This window comes from Rummeliibacillus suwonensis, assembly GCF_007896435.1.
In the GTDB taxonomy this organism is placed as follows: domain Bacteria; phylum Bacillota; class Bacilli; order Bacillales_A; family Planococcaceae; genus Rummeliibacillus; species Rummeliibacillus suwonensis.
On sequence record NZ_VCBL01000001.1, the window covers coordinates 569,834 to 587,334 of the forward strand.

Here is a 17,501-nt window from a genome sequence, read left to right on the forward strand (position 1 = left end):
ATCTGCATTTTTAGAAAATGAAATCACTTCATGAATTGGTATAGTCATGCTAAACTATGAATAGAAAAAATCTGGAGGAATTTGAACCTATGAAGAAAAAATTAGGCTTATTATACGGTGGTAAATCAGCAGAACATGAAGTTTCTTTATCGACTGCGAAGGCCGTAATACAAGCATTACATTTTGATAAATATGATGTGTTCCCTATTTTCATCACACGTGAAGGCGAATGGAGAAGAGGAGCTCAACTTACAGCACCTGTAGAAAAAGTTTCAGACTTACAATTTGGCAAAGATTCAAAAGAATCTAAACCTAATGATATTTCAAGCTTCTTATTAGATGAGGATGAAAAACCATTTGATATCATTTTCCCATTACTTCATGGTACGAATGGCGAAGATGGTACGGTTCAAGGATTACTAGAAGCGTTGAACTTGCCATATGTCGGTAATGGGGTACTAGCATCTGCCGTTGGTATGGATAAAGTCGTGATGAAGCAGCTATTCGAAATTGCAGGATTAAAGCAAGTTCCTTATGTCTATTTCATTCGTAAGGAATGGAAGAAACATCAAGATGCATTAATAGCTAAAATGGAAGAAACATTAGCTTGGCCAATGTTTGTGAAACCAGCTAATCTAGGTTCAAGTGTTGGTATTAGTAAAGCTACCAATCGCGAAGAACTAGTTCAAGCTGTTGGGCTTGCTCTAAAATATGATCGTAAAATTGTCGTTGAAGAAGGCATTGTTGCTCGGGAAATTGAAATGGGGGTTCTTGGTAATGATGAGCCGAAAGTTTCTGTACCAGGAGAAATCAAACCCGTAACAGAATTCTACGATTACGATTCAAAATATAATGATAACAAAACAGCGTTATTGATTCCAGCACCTGTAACAGATCAAGTAATCGAAACGATGTCTGATATGGCTATTCGTGCATTTAAAATTTTAGATTGCTCAGGACTTGTACGTTCAGATTTCTTCGTAACTGCTGAAGATGAAGTATATATCAACGAAGTTAATACAATGCCTGGTTTCACACCTGTAAGTATGTATCCAATTTTATGGCAAAACACTGGTTTGGCTTATAGCGATTTAATCGAAGAACTAATTACATTAGCGATCGAACGTTATGAAGAAAAACAACAGCTTCAATACCAATAAAAGAGATTGAGTGTGATCTATTGTGAAAAAGACATTGCGACAAATAGCAAGATGGTTAAAAAGTGATCAAGATTTTCAGGAAGATGTTGTTGTAACAGGTGTTTCCATCAATACGCGCACATTACAAAAAGGTGATTTGTTCATCCCGTTTCATGGAGAAAAAACAAATGGACACAAGTTTGTTACACAAGCATTTGAAAATGGTGCAGTAGCTGCTCTTTGGCAAAAAGGGGAGCCTAATCCTCCCAAAGATATACCGCTTATTTTTGTAGATGACTCTGAAGCGGCATTGCAACAAATGGCCAATGCGTATCGTGCAGAACATCAAGCGACATTTATTGGTGTCACGGGATCAAATGGTAAAACATCAACAAAAGATCTTATAGCAGGAACGCTTTCTCCCTATTTTAAAGTGCAAAAAACGGAAGGTAATCATAACAACCAACTAGGCTTACCACTAACTATTTTATCTTTAGATGAAGATACTGAATTTGCCATTCTAGAAATGGGTATGGATGGTTTTGGTCAAATAGAATGTTTAACAAAAATAGCAAAACCTAAATATGCTATTATCACGAATATTGGTGAAGCACATATGTTGGCACTTGGCTCACGTGAAGGCATTGCCAAGGCGAAATTTGAGATTGTTCAAGGATTGAAACAAGATGGCAAGTTTTTCTATGATGGTGATGAGCCACTATTAAAATCTTTAGTGGCGGATGCGCAGCATTTAGAGGCTACATCGTTTGGTTTAGACCCTTCAGATGATTTAATGGCTTTTAATATTGAATCTACTGAAAATGGTAGTACTTTTAAGGTTAAAGGAATTGTGAATGGTGATTTCTTTATCCCTGTATTAGGTCGTCATCAAGTGAAAAACGCGCTAGTCGCGATTTTAATTGCACATGAAGCAGGTCTAACAGATGAACAAATTCGTGCAGCTTTGAAAAAAGTTTCATTAACCAATATGCGTATGCAGCTGGTGAATGGAGATCAAGGGATTTTATTTATAAATGATGCGTATAACGCTGCACCATCTTCTGTACGGGCTGCATTGCAATTCATGCAGTCAACCAATATGCGTCAAGATAAATGGGTAGTGCTTGGGGATATGTTGGAACTTGGCGAATTAGAGCAACAATTCCATGAAGATTTAGCCGATGCTATTGATCCAGTGAATATACACCAAGTTTGCTTATTTGGTCCACGTATGAAATGGCTATATGATCGGTTAAAAGCGAAAGTACCAGAAGAAAATTTATTGTGGACGGATGATAATTATGACGCGATTATCGAAAAAATTCGTCATAGTGCTGATGAAAACGCTATTATTTTATTAAAAGGTTCACGCGGAATGGAATTAGAACGTGTATTGCAAGCATTTACACATTAATGTTAGATTAAAACAAGAGTGCCTAGGGAAAACTATTTCTTCTGGACACTCTTTTTTCTGTGTATAAAAATTTTTATGTACAGATTACGAGCCATTGCTTATGAAAATTTATCACGCGTGTTGATTTCACAAAAATTAGGAGTACCTGCTGGGTGTAATTTTTGAAAAAACCTGTATTTTTAGGAATATTTATATAGATCTTCGCTGCGGCTTGCTCGACTCCCGCGGGAAAAGCGAATAGATGAGACCCCACAGCGTAGCGATTAAGGAGCGGAGTCTAAGGGCGCCACGTCCTGTGGCAACGACTCCGTGACCAACATCCTGTTGCCCCCAGCATTCGCCCGCAGGAAAGCGAGTAAGCCTTCGCTGCAATCAACGAATCTCCCTATTTTTATGGATTATATTGGATAATCAACATACCTGAAAATTTATTTTTAATTTAATGGAAAGGAGAGAAATGTGTGAAAATTGGGGTATTGTGCTTACATGGATTTACTGGGGGAGCTTATGAAATCAAATCATTCTCGGATTATCTTGACCAACATACTGAATGGACCATATATGTGCCGATATTATCAGGACATGGTGAAAAGCTTAACTTAGATCTATTTACAGCAGAACACTGGTTGATGGATGCAGAAATTGCCTATAAACGACTATTGAGAGAAGTCGATGAAATCTTTATCGTAGGATTTTCAATGGGCGGTGTTATTGCTATGTATCTAGCTTTACGCTATAAAGTGAAAGCTTTAGTATTGCTAAGTCCGGCAGCAAGATATATTAGAACAAAACAATTTGCTATTGATTTAAATGAATTATTGATCGATGTGATACAAGGAGAGTATAAAGAAAATGAATTTTTTAAACGCTATGAAAGAAAGCTAGTAGATGTTCCAGTGGCATCTTTTAAAGAGTTCACACGTTTGGTACATAAAGTATCTCCTTATTACGAAAAGATAAAAGTACCTATTTGTATCGTTCAAGGTGATAAAGATGAACTTGTACCATATACTACAGCATCCTACTTATATCATAAAGTGGCAAGCACTAAAAAATTATTGATCACATCCCCAGGGGGAAAGCATTTAATTTGTTATTGCGAAGATGCAGAAAAGTGGTTTCAACAAGTGTTAGATTTTCTAAACAGTTGCATAAAATAGTCAGAACATTTCGAATGATAGTTAATAATTGCATGAACGAATTCCCCATGTTAGAATATTGAAAGCAATGGATACATTTTGTGTAGACTCTCCAAAACGGTGGAGAGTACTTTTTTTTGAACATTACGGTTTATTCTAAATTTATGTGTATATCACTTCAGAATTGAACCGCTCGGCAAAGACCGGGCTTTCCCTTTTTATATAAAATTCCTCTGCGCTTTGCAGAGATATAATAAGTAACGGAAACGTTCCTAACATAAGGCTCGATTTGCCCTATTTTCATCTGAAAATGTAACCATTTGTCAAATGCATAAGCAAAGAAGGAGAATGAGAAGTTTGACAAATTTTTCAGAACTAAATATTAGTGCTTCAACCCAAAAATCTCTTAAACGTATGGGGTTTGAAGAAGCAACACCCATCCAAGAAGGTACAATCCCATATGCACTAGAAGGCCGCGATATTATCGGTCAAGCGCAAACTGGTACAGGGAAAACTGCCGCTTTTGGTATCCCGTTGATTGAAAAAGTGGATCCTAAAAAACCTGTAGTACAAGCTCTTATTATTGCCCCTACTCGCGAATTAGCGATTCAAAGCTCAGAAGAACTTCATAAAATTGGTTATGATAAACGAGTGCGTATTCTTTCTGTATATGGTGGTCAAGATATCAGCCGTCAAATTCGTGCGCTTAAAAATAAGCCACAAATTATTGTAGGTACTCCAGGACGTATTCTGGATCATATTAAACGCCGTACATTAAAACTTGAAAATGTTGAAACACTTGTCCTTGATGAAGCAGATGAAATGCTAAATATGGGTTTCATCGATGATATCAATGCCATTTTAGAAAATGTACCTGCAGAACGCCAAACATTGTTGTTCTCAGCAACTATGCCAGCACCTATTCGCAAAATTGCTGAAACTTTTATGAAAAATCCTGAAATGGTTAAAATCAAATCAAAAGAAATGACAGTTGAAAATATCGATCAGTATTTCGTAAAAGCTCAAGAACGTGAAAAATTCGATGTTCTTTCACGACTTTTAAATGTTCATCAACCAGAACTAGCCATTGTTTTTGGTCGTACAAAACGTCGTGTCGATGAATTATCACATGCTTTGAATATTCGTGGCTATCTAGCAGAAGGAATCCATGGTGATTTAAGCCAAGCAAAACGTCTTTCTGTCTTACGTCAATTCAAAGAAAATAAAATTGATATTTTAGTGGCTACAGACGTTGCAGCACGTGGTTTGGATATTTCAGGTGTCACACATGTATACAACTTTGATATTCCACAAGATCCAGAGTCTTATGTGCATCGTATTGGACGTACAGGACGTGCAGGAAAATCAGGCCTTGCAGTAACATTTGTAACACCTCGTGAAATGGGTTATTTACGTATTGTTGAAGAAACAACGAAAAAACGCATGACGCCATTAAAGCCACCTACTGCAGATGAAGCTTTAGTCGGTCAACAAACACTTGCAGTTGGGCAGTTAAAAGAACTGGTTGAAAAAAATCATTTAAGCGATTATCGAGGAATGGCTGAAGAATTATTAGCGAACCATGATGCAGTTGACTTAGTGGCTGCAGCTATTAAATCATTAACAAAAGAGCCAGATGATACACCAGTTAAAATCACCGAAGAACGTCCATTACCATCGCGCCGTTCTGGCGGACATGTTCATCATGGACGTGTTAACAACCGTGGAGGGCGTAGAAGCAATAGCCACAATGAACGCGGTGGACGTCGTGGAGACCGCAACAACAACAATCGTCGAGATAGCGGACGCCGTGATGGAGGACGTCGCGATAGTGGTCGTCGTCAACCTCGCCGCAGTGAAGATTAAGCCTCAATATTTGGCAGTATCTACCTTCAAATCGAGAGATCGATTTGAAGGTATTTTTTATTACTTGAAAAAATCCGGACGCAATTGTGCAGGGTGTATTGATTATGTATTCATCTTATTTAGATAATATCGAATTCGATCTTGTAATTTACTGGTTCAATTCTTTTTCAAAGTCTATGCATGGCAATCATTTTCCTCATTTTAAAACTGAAACTTATTCACAAATCCATACGTATACATAGATAATAGGTATTAAATACAGTAGACTAGAATTATGTCAATATACATATAAAAGGAGATTGGGAATGATATCACAACCAAAATATCATATTTCTAAAAAAGGATTGAAAGTTTGGCGTATTCATGCGGTATTTGAGTTTTTTATTTTGTTGTTATTTGCAGCGGCAGTAAGCGTTTTGACTTTTTTCTTTGATTGGCCCGAATGGATATACGCTATTTGCTTAGGTGTCCTGATTGCTGACGTTTTTTTCGGAATTTATTTATTTCCAAAAATTCGTTGGAATCATTGGCGTTACGAAGTACGAGAGCAAGAGATTGAAATACAGCAAGGATTATTTATCATCAAGCGTACACTGGTCCCAATGGTACGTGTTCAGCATGTAGATACATCACAAGGTCCTATCTTAAAGCATTATTGTTTAGCGAGTATGTCCATATCCACGGCAGCAACCATTCATACTATTCCTGCAATAACAGAACAAGAAGCCGACCAATTACGAGTTCGTATTTCAGAACTAGCAAGGGTGGCTGAAGATGATGTCTAAAGAGGTCAATCATTTACATCCTATCGCCATGGTTATTAGTTTCTTTGCTAGCCTAAAAAGCATCATTATACCAGGGATCGTTATCCTATTGGGCAGGGGATTTCACTATTCACTTCATCCAGATAGCCAATATTTTATAAATACACTTATTACGTTTGCAGTCATATTTTTCGTTATATTTTTTATATTGATGACCGCTATTATTAAATGGAAACGCTTTGTCTATTGGTTTGAAGATGAGGAATTAAGAATTGAATATGGTTTATTTGTAAAGAAGAAACGATATATTCCTTTTGAAAGAATTCAGAGCTTAAATTATAAGGAAGGAATTTATCATCGCCTATTCAAATTAGTAAAGGTTAGCATTGAAACTGCTGCGGATAGTGGTGGTAAATCGGAAGCAGATTTAATCGCTATTACTCGTGCTCAAGCAGAAGCAATTGAACAAGAGATGAAAAAAACAAAACTGCGAATGATTCAGCAATCAACGCAAGAGCAAGGTATCGATCAAAAGGCAATTGTTTCAGAACCTACAGAATTAGAAACAAATCGCTCGATTATTCATCGCATGTCGACAAAGGATTTATTGGTATTGGCTACAACATCAAGTGGTATTGGTGTTGTATTTTCAGGATTAGCAGCCATCACATCTCAATTTGATGATTGGATACCATATGAGCGAATATACGGAGAGCTTCAATCTTTCATCAGATTTGGTGTATTTATGATCGTCATTGCTGTGCTTATTTTCTTGCTTGTTTCATGGGTGGTTTCTGTGGTTATTACTTTTGTGAATCATTATGGGTTTACTGTAGAAAAAGAAGAAGATAAGTTGTTTATCTCAAAAGGATTATTAGAGAAAAAAAGGATAACAATTCCGATGAAACGAATTCAAGGAATCCGTATTGTAGAAAATCCTCTTAGACAACTTTTTGGTTATGCAACGGTTGTCATTGAAAGTGCAGGAAGTTCAGGTGAAAAGGGCGAACAGAAAATTGTTATGCTTCCTCTTGTGAAGAAACAGCAAGGAGTCGTTATACTAGAAAAACTATTTCCGGAAGAACAATGGCATTTACCGTTGCACCATGCCCCTAAAAGAGCATTGCTTCGTTATATGTTCAGGCATTTATATTGGTTGACCCCTATTGTCGCAGTAGTGAGCTATATCACTTTTCCCTATGGCTTATGGTCCATCCTTCTTCTCCCTTTAGCTCTCTTACTGGGGATTTGGCAACATCGCAGTGCTGGCTATGCCATTAGCAACCAACAGCTTACGATTGTTTATAGAGGAGTTAGTAAAATAACTTTTGTGACATCAAAGAAACGGCTGCAGGCAATATCGCTTTCTCAAAGCTATTTTGCAAAACGCAGAGATTTAGCAACAATAACTGTTCATATTATGTCAGGCTCATCTGGTAGTATGGCTACAATTAAGCATTTTGATCAAGTGGCGCTAGAAAAAGTCTTTGAATGGTATCGACCGAAGTCTCACGGCTCTATAGATGCAAAAGAATAGTAGAAGTTGCTCAAAAGTAAAATTAGTATGCTAGGAGAGATCTTAGCATACTAATTTTTTACCATCTAAAAATAAGCAAGTGGTCGTTTGTATCCCGCTTTAACGGGCAGTAAGACCCTTATCTCAAGATATAAAGAGAAACGAGAAAGATAGATGGGGGATCAACTGCCCGTAAAAGTCCGATTGGTTCGGGCCAACAAGATGTTGGTCACTCAGGTGTTGCCACAGGACGTGGCGCTTTTCACTTCCGTTCCTCTAGTTCAGTGGGGGATGAAGAAAACCCCCACTGATGGAGTTTCACTTTATATTCTAGCGTTTTTTCATCCATCTCAAAGCACGTTTTGGATGGAAATCGAAAAGACCAATAATGAGTCCGGTAATAAGTCCCACGACATGTGCTGTACCATTCACACCGGATTGTAAGAATGTCATAATAAGAGAAATGATGATAATTGGCATGATGATTTGTTTAAGCTGAGGCATTGTTTTACGTGTATAGTAAACTAATGCAGCAAATGCTCCAAAAATACCAAAAATAGCACCACTAGCCCCAATACTCGCATAATATGGAGGCTGCGTTAAAAATGAAATGATATTACCCATAAAACCGGATACAAAGTAAATGGTGAAGAATCTTAGCTTTCCTGCGATACGTTCTAATTCAGGTCCAAAAACATATAAAGAGAACATATTAAAAAGTAAGTGGAAGAAACCACCGTGTATGAACATAGCAGTAATTAGTCTCCAATATTCTCCATCAGCGATTAAGTAATTAGCAGATTGCCCCAAATTAAGAATATTAGCACCAAGAGGAGGAATCAGCCCAAGCAGATAAACAACAATGTTAATAGCAATCACAATTGAAATCACAGGATATAGTTTTATGTATTGCGAAAGATTTTCTGTTCGATTAAACATGTATTCACCTCAATTTTAATAAGATTATTATACATTGTTTTATTAGCTAAATGAAAGGAGAAGCAAATATGATAAAAGGAATTGGACTAGACATTGTAGAAATAAATAGAATAAAGAAAGCAAATGACCTAAGCCCACGATTTAAAGAAAAAATTTTATCAAAGAGAGAACAAGAAATTTTTGAACCTTTAAAAGCAAGACGCCAACTAGAATTTCTAGCAGGGAGATTTTCAGCTAAAGAAGCATTTTCTAAAGCAAATGGGACAGGAATAGGGAAGGAGTGTGCATTACAGGATATCGAAATTTTACCAAATGAAAAAGGACAACCGATTTTGTACTATAAAAATGAACTTGTTCAAGGTTTTGTAAGCATTACACATTCAAAAGAATATGCGGCTGCTCAAGTTGTTCTACTCGCATAAATGTTAAAGCTCGTTCATAGAATACCTTAATGGAAAATGTAGAAAGGATGGGGAGTTGCGAAAATTTCTCACGATAGGACTACTTTGTCTTATGGCAGGGTTATTGTTAGTAGCTTGTGGATCGAATTCAAAAGAGGATATTGTGAAAAAGACAAGCAAGAAATGGACAGCCGCCAAAGGTTATGAAGTAAAAGCAACTATGGAGATTAAAACAACTGGGGAATCTAAAAAATACGATGTAGATGTATGGCATACAAAGCCTGAATTTTATCGTGTTGCAGTATCAGAAAAAGGCCAAGATACTTTGCAAATGATTATTCGAAATGAGGAAGGGGTATTTGTAGTTACTCCATCATTGAAAAAAACGTACAAGTTTCAAAGTGACTGGCCAAAGCAAAATAGTCAGGGGTATTTGATCAATGCTTTGGCTGAAGATTTAACTGCTGATAAAACAGCAGAAATGAAAGAAACGAAAAATGCTTATATTTTTAAAGCCAAAACACGTAACAACCATTCAAAAATACTTCCAACGCAACAAGTTTATATTGATAAGAAGACATTATTACCCACAAAAGTTGTTGTATTAAACGAAGCAAATGAAGAACAAATCCGCATCACATTTAAGAAGATTACACTTGGTGTTTCTAAAAAGGCCTCCGATTATGCCATTGAAGACTTTACAAAAGCAGATGGCAAAAAAGCTGATAGCGAAGATGCCAAAACAGATGTATCAACAACGGATGAAGCAGATAAAGAAGCGAGCAATGGAAAAAATTCAGCTGACGATACTTTAGATGACAACACGACAGGTGAAACTTCTTCTGATGAAAAAGCAACAGAAGATACTTCTACAGATGAATCATCGCAGCCTACAAGTGGAACAACTCCATCTGAAGAAAATAATGCAACATCAACCGAGGAAAGCAATGCAACATCATCTGAAGAGAGCAATGCAACATCAACCGAGGAAAATAGTGCGACTTCTTCTGAAGAAAGTGCAACTTCGACTGAGGAAAGTAATGCAGGTATAAACGAAGAAACAGTAGCCGCCTCAGCAGATGCAGATAAAACAGCAGCTGAAGACTCTCAAAACTCAGAGGCAACAGCAGATTCTGGTGATTTTGAAACATATTATCCTGCACTAAAATGGGATAATGTTAAATTAACAGATGAAGAATCGCTACAAATGGATACAGGCACACGTAAATTTTTATCATTTGAAGGAGACAAGAGCTTTACGATCATCCAAGAAAAGGCTACAACAGCAAATCAACTTTATATTCCTGTGTTCTCACCGGGCGATCCAGCAGATCTAGGCTTTACAATTGGCGCAATCACTGATAATTCACTTAGCTGGGAAGCTGATGGCGTATCCTTCTTTATCGCTTCCAATGATTTAAGTAAAGAAGAACTAATAGAGGTAGCATCATCGATGGTCAACGGTGAAGTAAAATAATATTATAATTGACCAAAGTTATTTCAGGGACGATAATAGAAAAAAACGTACAAGAAGGTTAGAAAAATGAGTGAACATCTACAATTTCGTCCCACCAAAGCGATCATTAATTTATCAGCAATACAAAATAATATAAAAAATTTACGTAAGCATTTGCACTCAAGTGTTGACATTATGGCAGTTGTAAAAGCAAATGCTTACGGTCATGGTGATGTACAAGTTGCACAGGCGGCTTTGGCAGCCGGAGCTACTATGTTAGCAGTTGCAACACCAGAGGAAGCATTACATTTAAGAGACTTTATTAAAGAAACACCGATATTAATACTTGGAGCAGTTCCTGTAAACTTTGCTCCATATGCAGCAAATGCTCATATCATTCTTACTGTATTTTCAGCAGACTGGATTCATGAAGTGGCCATACATTCAAAAGAATTCGGATCACCATTGAAAGTGCATATAAAAGTTGATAGTGGGATGGGGCGTATTGGCGTACGTACAGAAAAAGAGTTAAAGGCTGTATATGATGCCACTATAATGGCTAATAATATAGAAGTAGACGGTATCTTTACTCACTTCGCTACTGCAGATGAGGAAAGCACAAAGCAATATGACCATCAATTAGCAATATTCAAAGAATTGGTAGCAAGTTTATCTGAAAAGCCTCGTTTAGTACATGCCGCGAATACTGCAGCTTCATTGGTTAAAAAAGGCGTCCAATTTGATGCCATTCGGTTTGGGATTTCTATGTATGGTCTTTCACCGTCGACATTTGTCGAAAACCATTTACCATTTCCATTAGAACCGGCATTGACATTGGAAAGTGAGTTAGTACATGTTAAAAAAATCGAAAAAGGAGATAGAGTCAGCTATGGAGGTACATATGTAGCAGAACAAGATGAATGGATTGGAACAATACCTGTTGGATATGCCGATGGCGTTATTCGTGGTCTATCTGGTCAAGAAGTGTTGATAGATGGTAAAAGAGCACCTATTGTCGGCAGGATCTGCATGGATCAATTGATGATTAGATTACCTAGAGAAATGGCAATTGGTGAGAAGGTTATTTTGATCGGGAAGCAGCAACAAGATGAAATCCGTGCTCAAGAATGGGCAGATCGGCTTCACACAATTGTCTACGAAATACCATGTATGCTTTCTTCAAGAATACCAAGAGTTTACCCTACATTAACAAAGGAGCAGTAAGCCCTCGCTTCAAGTAAAAAGAGGATTAACTGCCTAGAAAAAACAATGGGGTTTCACTGGCACACAGTGAGGATGAAGGAAAACGCCACTGTGTGAAGTTTCAATTTATAAATAACTATGGTACAGGATTATGAGTTTTCAATATGACATCGTTACCATAAAAATAATAGGTTTCACTATAAGTCGACAAATTCAGAAAAAAATCAACGTATATGTCAAATGCTTACTTATTCTGTCTTTTCAACAATTAATTTTAATGTTAGGATAGAAAGTAAGTTAGAGGTATTTAAGGTGATTGGTTTGTGGAGGTGTTGGCTTTGAGTCAAAGAAGAGTGGAAGAGATCTTGATTCAGTTACCTGAGAGATCGGTATCTGAAAACATTGAACAAGCTTATAGACAGATAACAAGTAATATAAATGATTTAGTTTATATTCCAACAAAACGATCTATTCATACAAAACAAAAAAATCACATGCGAGAAGCAATGGTTAAAGGATATGTCGAAATGTCACAGATTAACCTATCTATATGTAGTGAATGCTTACATGTTGAGTATGAAGCGGAACATATGGTGGAGCGACTCGTAAGCGGAGGATGAAAACTTGAACGTAAAACGTGGAGACGTTTTTTTTGCAGATTTATCGCCAGTGGTCGGGTCTGAGCAAGGTGGTACGAGACCCGTACTGGTTATTCAAAATGATATTGGAAATCGTTTTAGCCCAACAGTAATTATTGCAGCAATAACCGCTCAAATCCAAAAGGCAAAACTTCCTACACATGTAGAAATTGATGCAAAAAAGTATGGATTTGAAAGAGACTCAGTCATTTTATTGGAACAATTGCGGACAATCGATAAATCCAGATTGACTGATAAAATTACACAGTTAGATGGACCGTTAATGGAAAAAGTAGAAGAAGCTTTGGAAATTAGTTTAGGACTTTTAAAATTTTAATAGCATACATATTGAAACACCAGAAGTATTCGTTCTGGTGTTTTTGTTCTAATTCTTCATTTTAGGAATATTTATCCATTATTTTTTCGAAAAATATTACAAAATTACAGTGTAAATTTAGTTAATATATTATACAATTAGAAAAAGTAGGTAGTAAAACAGATGATATTGAAAAAAAGGCTATATGAAGTTAAGTATTAGCTTTGGAAGCGTTTTTTGTCTTTTTACGATGGATTTTATCTTGACTCAGCAAATCTTTTATGCGATGAAAGCGTAGCGACAGGAGTGGATTCTTTATGCAACGACAGCATAGCAGTAGGAGCAAATCTTTTTGTATCGACAGCATAGCGACAGGTACAGAAGATGTCCACTTTAATAGGTGGAGAGATGAATGCAATTTTAAATTCCTATTGAGCGAGTGTACAAACATCCGCTGAATCAAGATAAAGCCTCCATCGTTGAATGTCATGGATTTTGAAGAGATTTTTCAAGCAAGTTCGAAAAAAACGGATGCAATCACACTGGAGTGGAGCGTCATTGATAAGTATTGTGTTAAACGATTGAGGGAGTTTATGTGTATTAAAAGTATAAGTTATAACTGATTTGGGGGCGAATTGGGAATGGAAGAGTCTTCTGTAGATATATTGACAGAATGGGATATTGTTGCCGCACGTCAGCTTGGTCGTAGGGAAGCTAAATTAATAGGTTTTGGTTTAGTGGATCAAGCACGAATTACAACCGCCATCAGTGAATTAGCCCGCAATATTTATTTATATGCTGAACAAGGAAAGATTGAAGTGCGTAGAATTGCCGAGAAAGCTTGTATAGGAATTTGCATAATTGCATCAGATTCCGGACCAGGAATAGAAGATGTCGAACAAGTTATGCAAGCGGGTTTTTCAACGTCACAAGGATTTGGTGCTGGTTTGCCAGGTGTAAGACGTTTGATGGATGAATTTGAAATCAAAACAAAACCACAAAAGGGAACAATTATTACGATTAAAAAATGGCTACAATTAGATAATGAATAAAATAATATAAACATATAAAAACTGTAAAACTTAGTAAAAGTCGTTTTTGAAAGTCCTATATTCCTAATGAGTAAAGGGAGTTGCTCAAGAAGTCCTTTTAAAAGAAAAGCTCTGTGATGCTTCATGTCGTTTTTTGTCGATAGGATTGATTGTAGTAGAAGTGGGTGTCTCCTTGAAAATGCTGTGCAAAAAAATTGTGACCAACGCTATGATGCCAATTACAAAAATTATGTTATGCTGCGGAAAGGGTTTTCTTGGAAAAAATGAATCATTGAAAGAGTGCAATTTGATGCTGAATTGTGCTCTTTTTATTTTTTCAGCAGTCCTGTTTTTATGAGAAAGTCTGAACCTGTAATTTTCAAATGATCGCATTTCTTTTTAGAAGAAGTGTCAATTCTTACTATGGTAAAATGGGGAAGACTAAGGAAAGGTAGTGAATTTTATGGACGCTCAAAACATATATCAACTAATTGCCTCAGAAATCGGTATACGTACACATCAAGTAGAACAAGTTATTCAATTGCTTGATGCTTCTAATACAGTACCTTTTATAGCACGTTATCGAAAAGAAGCCACAGGTTCATTAGACGAAGTACAAATAAAAGCGATTGAAGATCGATATCACTATATTCAACAATTAGAACAACGTAAGCAAGAAGTTCTTCGATTAATCGATGAACAAGGGAAACTAACTGAAGAACTGGCAAAAGAAATTAAAGCTACAACTATTTTAAAAAGGGTTGAGGATTTATATCGCCCGTACAAACAGAAACGCCGAACAAAGGCAACCATTGCCAAAGATAAGGGATTGGAACCATTAGCTGATCAGATAATGAATTTTGGAAAAGCATCTTTACTAGAATTAGCAGAACCTTTTATAGGAGAAAAAGTAGAGAATGCGGAAGAAGCTTTACAAGGTGCTAGTGATATTCTAGCAGAACGCTTTGCAGATGATGCCGCAATCCGTGAGAAAATCCGAAAAATATCATGGCAGCAAGGAAAGTTTCATGTTGCTGTTAAAAATGCCGAGCTGGATGAAAAAGCGGTATTTGAAATGTACTATGAATACGAAGAACCTGTGAATAAGATTGTGCCACATCGTATTTTAGCCATCAACCGTGGTGAAAAAGAAGATGTGTTGAAAGTAAGTATTCAAGTACCAGTAGAACGTATACATCAAGTGATGCGAAATGAGTGGATACCGAGATCCTCTTCACCTGCTATACCACAAGTAGAAATCGCCATTGAAGATGCATATAAACGATTAATCCAGCCGTCGATAGAAAGGGAAATACGGAACGACTTAACTGAAAAGGCAGAAGCACAGGCTATTCATATTTTCTCCGAAAACTTGCGAAACCTTTTGTTACAACCACCTATGAATGGACAATATGTACTAGGAGTGGACCCGGCCTATCGAACAGGTTGTAAACTTGCTGTTGTAGATGACACGGGGAAAATGCTAGAAATCTCCGTTATCTACCCACATACAGCAAAAGGTGATGTGGACAAATCTAAAAAGACTTTCAATGATATATTGAATCGTTACCCCATTTCAATAATAGCGATCGGAAATGGTACGGCTTCACGAGAAACTGAGCAATTTGTAGCGGCATGTTTAAAAGAATCAGATAGTCATGCTGCTTATGTAATCGTTAGTGAGGCAGGGGCAAGTGTATACTCAGCATCTGAAGTTGCACGTGAAGAGTTTCCAGATTTACATGTAGAACAACGTAGTGCTGTATCCATTGCTAGACGCTTGCAAGATCCTTTAGCTGAGCTGGTAAAAATTGATCCCAAGGCGGTAGGAGTTGGACAATATCAACATGATGTTTCTCAAAAGAAATTAGAGGAGTCATTGACTTTTATTGTAGAAACAGCAGTTAATCAGGTTGGCGTGGATGTGAATACGGCTTCTCCATCGTTACTTCAATATGTATCTGGATTGTCCAAAACAGTAGCAGAGAATATTGTAAAAGTCCGTAGCGACAATGGTAAATTTACTGCTCGTACACAACTGAAGAAAATCCCAAGACTTGGAGCTAAAACATATGAACAAGCTATAGGATTTTTACGTGTTCCTTATGCAAAAAATCCGCTAGATGCTACAGCAATTCACCCAGAGAGTTATGATTTAGCCAATCAAATTCTTGAAGTGGCGCATATTGACAAAAAGCAAATTGGTACGGCCGAAGCAGAAAAAGCGATTGGTCAATTGGATATTGTGCGATTAAGTAAAGAGTGGGGAATTGGAGAGGTAACATTAAAAGATGTCATTGATTCACTTATGAAACCTTCGCGAGATCCTCGGGATGCTTTTCCGCAACCACTTCTAAAAAAAGATGTTCTAAAAATGGAAGATTTACAGCCTGGAATGGAGCTTCAAGGTACAGTCAGAAATGTTGTTGATTTTGGTGCATTTGTCGATATCGGAGTAAAACAGGATGGTCTTGTACACATTTCAAAACTAAAAAAAGGGTATGTAAAGCATCCACTGGATGTAGTTTCGCTAGGCGACATCGTAACTGTCTGGGTAGAGAAAGTAGAAGCTGAAAAAGGAAGAATTTCATTAACTATGTTGATTCCTGAACAACAGGAGATTAGTGAACAATAAAATCTATTTAGAGAGTGTGTGTCTAAAAAGATATGATCGTATTTAATCTACATGGATAGGCAGTGAAGCCTCAAAATGAAGATTAGGATAGCATATAACAACGATCTGTAGAAGCCTAGTTGGTTTAACTAACACTCAGTAGGGGATGAAAAAAGCCTCTACTGAGTGAAGTTTCACTTTAGCCCACATGGACAAGCAGTAAGACACACAAGTGAAGAAATAAATAAAAAGTAGAGAAATAAGTGAGGAATAGCAACTTGTAAAAGTCCGATTATTTCAGCTAACATTCAGTGAAGATGAAGAAAATTGATTTCACTTTATATGTTTGACTTTATTAATGGGAAGTATTGATTTTGGGTCAGGAGGTATACTATGACAGATTACGATTTATATCAATTAGTGTGCAATATATCTGAACGGGTGTTTGATAAGCCTTTCTTGCATAAAGCCTATTTTAATAAGAGATTACGTACTACAGGTGGAAGATATCTTTTACAATCTCATAATATCGAAATCAACCCTAGAGCTTATGAAAAATATGGTTTTAAAGAGGTAGAAGGAATTATTCGCCACGAGTTATGTCATTATCACCTTCATATAGAAGGAAAGGGATATCAACATAGAGATGCAGATTTTAGAATTCTTTTGAAAAAGACAAATGCCCCTCGTTTTTGTTCTAATTTAAATCAAGAGAATAAAAGAAAAAATAGTAAACAATATACGTATGTGTGCTTAAAATGTGGTATGCACTACCATAGAAAGATTCGGATGAACACCGCTAAATATTGTTGTAGTAAGTGTTTAGGTAGACTGAAGCTAAAAAGTTGAAAATTTTTTAGAAAAGTACTTGACGTTTAAGAAATAACTATCTATAATTGTAAAAGTCGACAAGATGATAACTTGTTGGAGCAGCAAAAAATGAATTTTATTCCGAAGTAGCTCAGTTGGTAGCAGCATCTGACTGTTAATCAGAGGGTCGCAGGTTCGAGTCCTGCCTTCGGAGCCAAGGCCCCTTGGTCAAGCGGTTAAGACACCTCCCTTTCA

At 36.8% G+C, this 17,501-nt stretch carries 15 protein-coding genes and 1 tRNA gene; 15 read left to right on the forward strand and 1 reads right to left on the reverse strand.

Annotated features, from left to right (window positions below):
- Window positions 1–89 precede the first annotated feature (89 nt).
- The 6 genes from FEU33_RS02655 to FEU33_RS02680 all read left to right on the forward strand — a co-directional run bounded on the left by FEU33_RS02655 (window position 90) and on the right by FEU33_RS02680 (window position 7,859).
- Complete coding sequence (locus FEU33_RS02655; protein ID WP_146547897.1) at window positions 90–1,160, forward strand: D-alanine--D-alanine ligase; 1,071 nt, start codon at window positions 90–92, stop codon at window positions 1,158–1,160.
- A gap of 22 nt (window positions 1,161–1,182) precedes the next feature.
- The gene (locus FEU33_RS02660) at window positions 1,183–2,553 is read left to right on the forward strand and encodes a UDP-N-acetylmuramoyl-tripeptide--D-alanyl-D-alanine ligase (protein WP_146547898.1); all 1,371 of its coding nucleotides are present in this window, start codon (window positions 1,183–1,185) and stop codon (window positions 2,551–2,553) included.
- Window positions 2,554–3,014: 461 nt separating this feature from the next.
- Window positions 3,015–3,713, forward strand: coding sequence for an alpha/beta hydrolase (locus tag FEU33_RS02665; protein WP_146547899.1), 699 nt, complete (start codon window positions 3,015–3,017; stop codon window positions 3,711–3,713).
- Between the two features lie 336 nt (window positions 3,714–4,049).
- Window positions 4,050–5,558 carry a degradosome RNA helicase CshA gene (gene cshA, locus FEU33_RS02670; protein ID WP_146547900.1) on the forward strand — a complete coding sequence of 503 codons (1,509 nt, stop codon included), beginning with the start codon at window positions 4,050–4,052 and terminating at the stop codon, window positions 5,556–5,558.
- Between the two features lie 305 nt (window positions 5,559–5,863).
- Window positions 5,864–6,343 (forward strand): PH domain-containing protein, encoded by a 480-nt coding sequence (locus FEU33_RS02675; protein WP_146547901.1) that lies wholly within the window; start codon window positions 5,864–5,866, stop codon window positions 6,341–6,343.
- Window positions 6,333–7,859: a PH domain-containing protein gene (locus FEU33_RS02680; RefSeq protein ID WP_244950967.1), complete on the forward strand. Its 1,527-nt coding sequence runs from the start codon at window positions 6,333–6,335 to the stop codon at window positions 7,857–7,859. The genes FEU33_RS02675 and FEU33_RS02680 overlap by 11 nt, the downstream gene beginning before the upstream one ends.
- A gap of 309 nt (window positions 7,860–8,168) precedes the next feature.
- Here FEU33_RS02680 and FEU33_RS02685 read toward each other — a convergent pair whose 3' ends face one another.
- Entirely contained in the window at window positions 8,169–8,777 is a 609-nt protein-coding gene (locus FEU33_RS02685; protein WP_146547902.1) for a rhomboid family intramembrane serine protease, read from the reverse strand.
- Window positions 8,778–8,845: 68 nt separating this feature from the next.
- Here FEU33_RS02685 and acpS point away from each other — a divergent pair, with 68 nt between their 5' ends.
- The 9 genes from acpS to FEU33_RS02730 all read left to right on the forward strand — a co-directional run bounded on the left by acpS (window position 8,846) and on the right by FEU33_RS02730 (window position 17,463).
- Entirely contained in the window at window positions 8,846–9,199 is a 354-nt protein-coding gene (acpS, locus tag FEU33_RS02690) for a holo-ACP synthase (RefSeq protein WP_146547903.1), read from the forward strand.
- Between the two features lie 91 nt (window positions 9,200–9,290).
- Window positions 9,291–10,655 (forward strand): hypothetical protein, encoded by a 1,365-nt coding sequence (locus FEU33_RS02695; protein WP_146547904.1) that lies wholly within the window; start codon window positions 9,291–9,293, stop codon window positions 10,653–10,655.
- Between the two features lie 66 nt (window positions 10,656–10,721).
- Complete coding sequence (alr, locus tag FEU33_RS02700) at window positions 10,722–11,858, forward strand: alanine racemase (protein ID WP_146547905.1); 1,137 nt, start codon at window positions 10,722–10,724, stop codon at window positions 11,856–11,858.
- Between the two features lie 317 nt (window positions 11,859–12,175).
- Window positions 12,176–12,457, forward strand: coding sequence for a transcriptional regulator (locus FEU33_RS02705; RefSeq protein WP_186725939.1), 282 nt, complete (start codon window positions 12,176–12,178; stop codon window positions 12,455–12,457).
- A gap of 4 nt (window positions 12,458–12,461) precedes the next feature.
- Window positions 12,462–12,812 (forward strand): type II toxin-antitoxin system PemK/MazF family toxin, encoded by a 351-nt coding sequence (locus tag FEU33_RS02710; protein ID WP_119415968.1) that lies wholly within the window; start codon window positions 12,462–12,464, stop codon window positions 12,810–12,812.
- Window positions 12,813–13,432: 620 nt separating this feature from the next.
- Window positions 13,433–13,843, forward strand: coding sequence for an anti-sigma regulatory factor (locus tag FEU33_RS02715; protein WP_146547907.1), 411 nt, complete (start codon window positions 13,433–13,435; stop codon window positions 13,841–13,843).
- A gap of 442 nt (window positions 13,844–14,285) precedes the next feature.
- A complete protein-coding gene (locus tag FEU33_RS02720; RefSeq protein WP_146547908.1) occupies window positions 14,286–16,457 on the forward strand; it encodes a Tex family protein in 2,172 nt (723 codons plus the stop codon).
- A gap of 372 nt (window positions 16,458–16,829) precedes the next feature.
- Window positions 16,830–17,285, forward strand: a complete 456-nt coding sequence (locus FEU33_RS02725) for a SprT family protein (RefSeq protein ID WP_146547909.1) — start codon at window positions 16,830–16,832, stop codon at window positions 17,283–17,285.
- Between the two features lie 101 nt (window positions 17,286–17,386).
- Window positions 17,387–17,463 (forward strand) — tRNA-Asn (locus FEU33_RS02730).
- Window positions 17,464–17,501 lie beyond the last annotated feature (38 nt).

Bases quoted from the DNA above. Each gene is read 5' to 3' on its own strand.
- FEU33_RS02655 (WP_146547897.1), top strand. From the start codon at position 90: ATGAAGAAAAAATTAGGCTTATTATACGGTGGTAAATCAGCAGAACAT.
- FEU33_RS02675 (WP_146547901.1), top strand. From the start codon at position 5,864: ATGATATCACAACCAAAATATCATATTTCTAAAAAAGGATTGAAAGTT.
- FEU33_RS02680 (WP_244950967.1), top strand. From the start codon at position 6,333: ATGATGTCTAAAGAGGTCAATCATTTACATCCTATCGCCATGGTTATT.
- FEU33_RS02685 (WP_146547902.1), bottom strand. From the start codon at position 8,777: ATGTTTAATCGAACAGAAAATCTTTCGCAATACATAAAACTATATCCT.
- acpS (WP_146547903.1), top strand. From the start codon at position 8,846: ATGATAAAAGGAATTGGACTAGACATTGTAGAAATAAATAGAATAAAG.
- FEU33_RS02695 (WP_146547904.1), top strand. From the start codon at position 9,291: ATGGCAGGGTTATTGTTAGTAGCTTGTGGATCGAATTCAAAAGAGGAT.
- alr (WP_146547905.1), top strand. From the start codon at position 10,722: ATGAGTGAACATCTACAATTTCGTCCCACCAAAGCGATCATTAATTTA.
- FEU33_RS02715 (WP_146547907.1), top strand. From the start codon at position 13,433: ATGGAAGAGTCTTCTGTAGATATATTGACAGAATGGGATATTGTTGCC.
- FEU33_RS02720 (WP_146547908.1), top strand. From the start codon at position 14,286: ATGGACGCTCAAAACATATATCAACTAATTGCCTCAGAAATCGGTATA.
- FEU33_RS02725 (WP_146547909.1), top strand. From the start codon at position 16,830: ATGACAGATTACGATTTATATCAATTAGTGTGCAATATATCTGAACGG.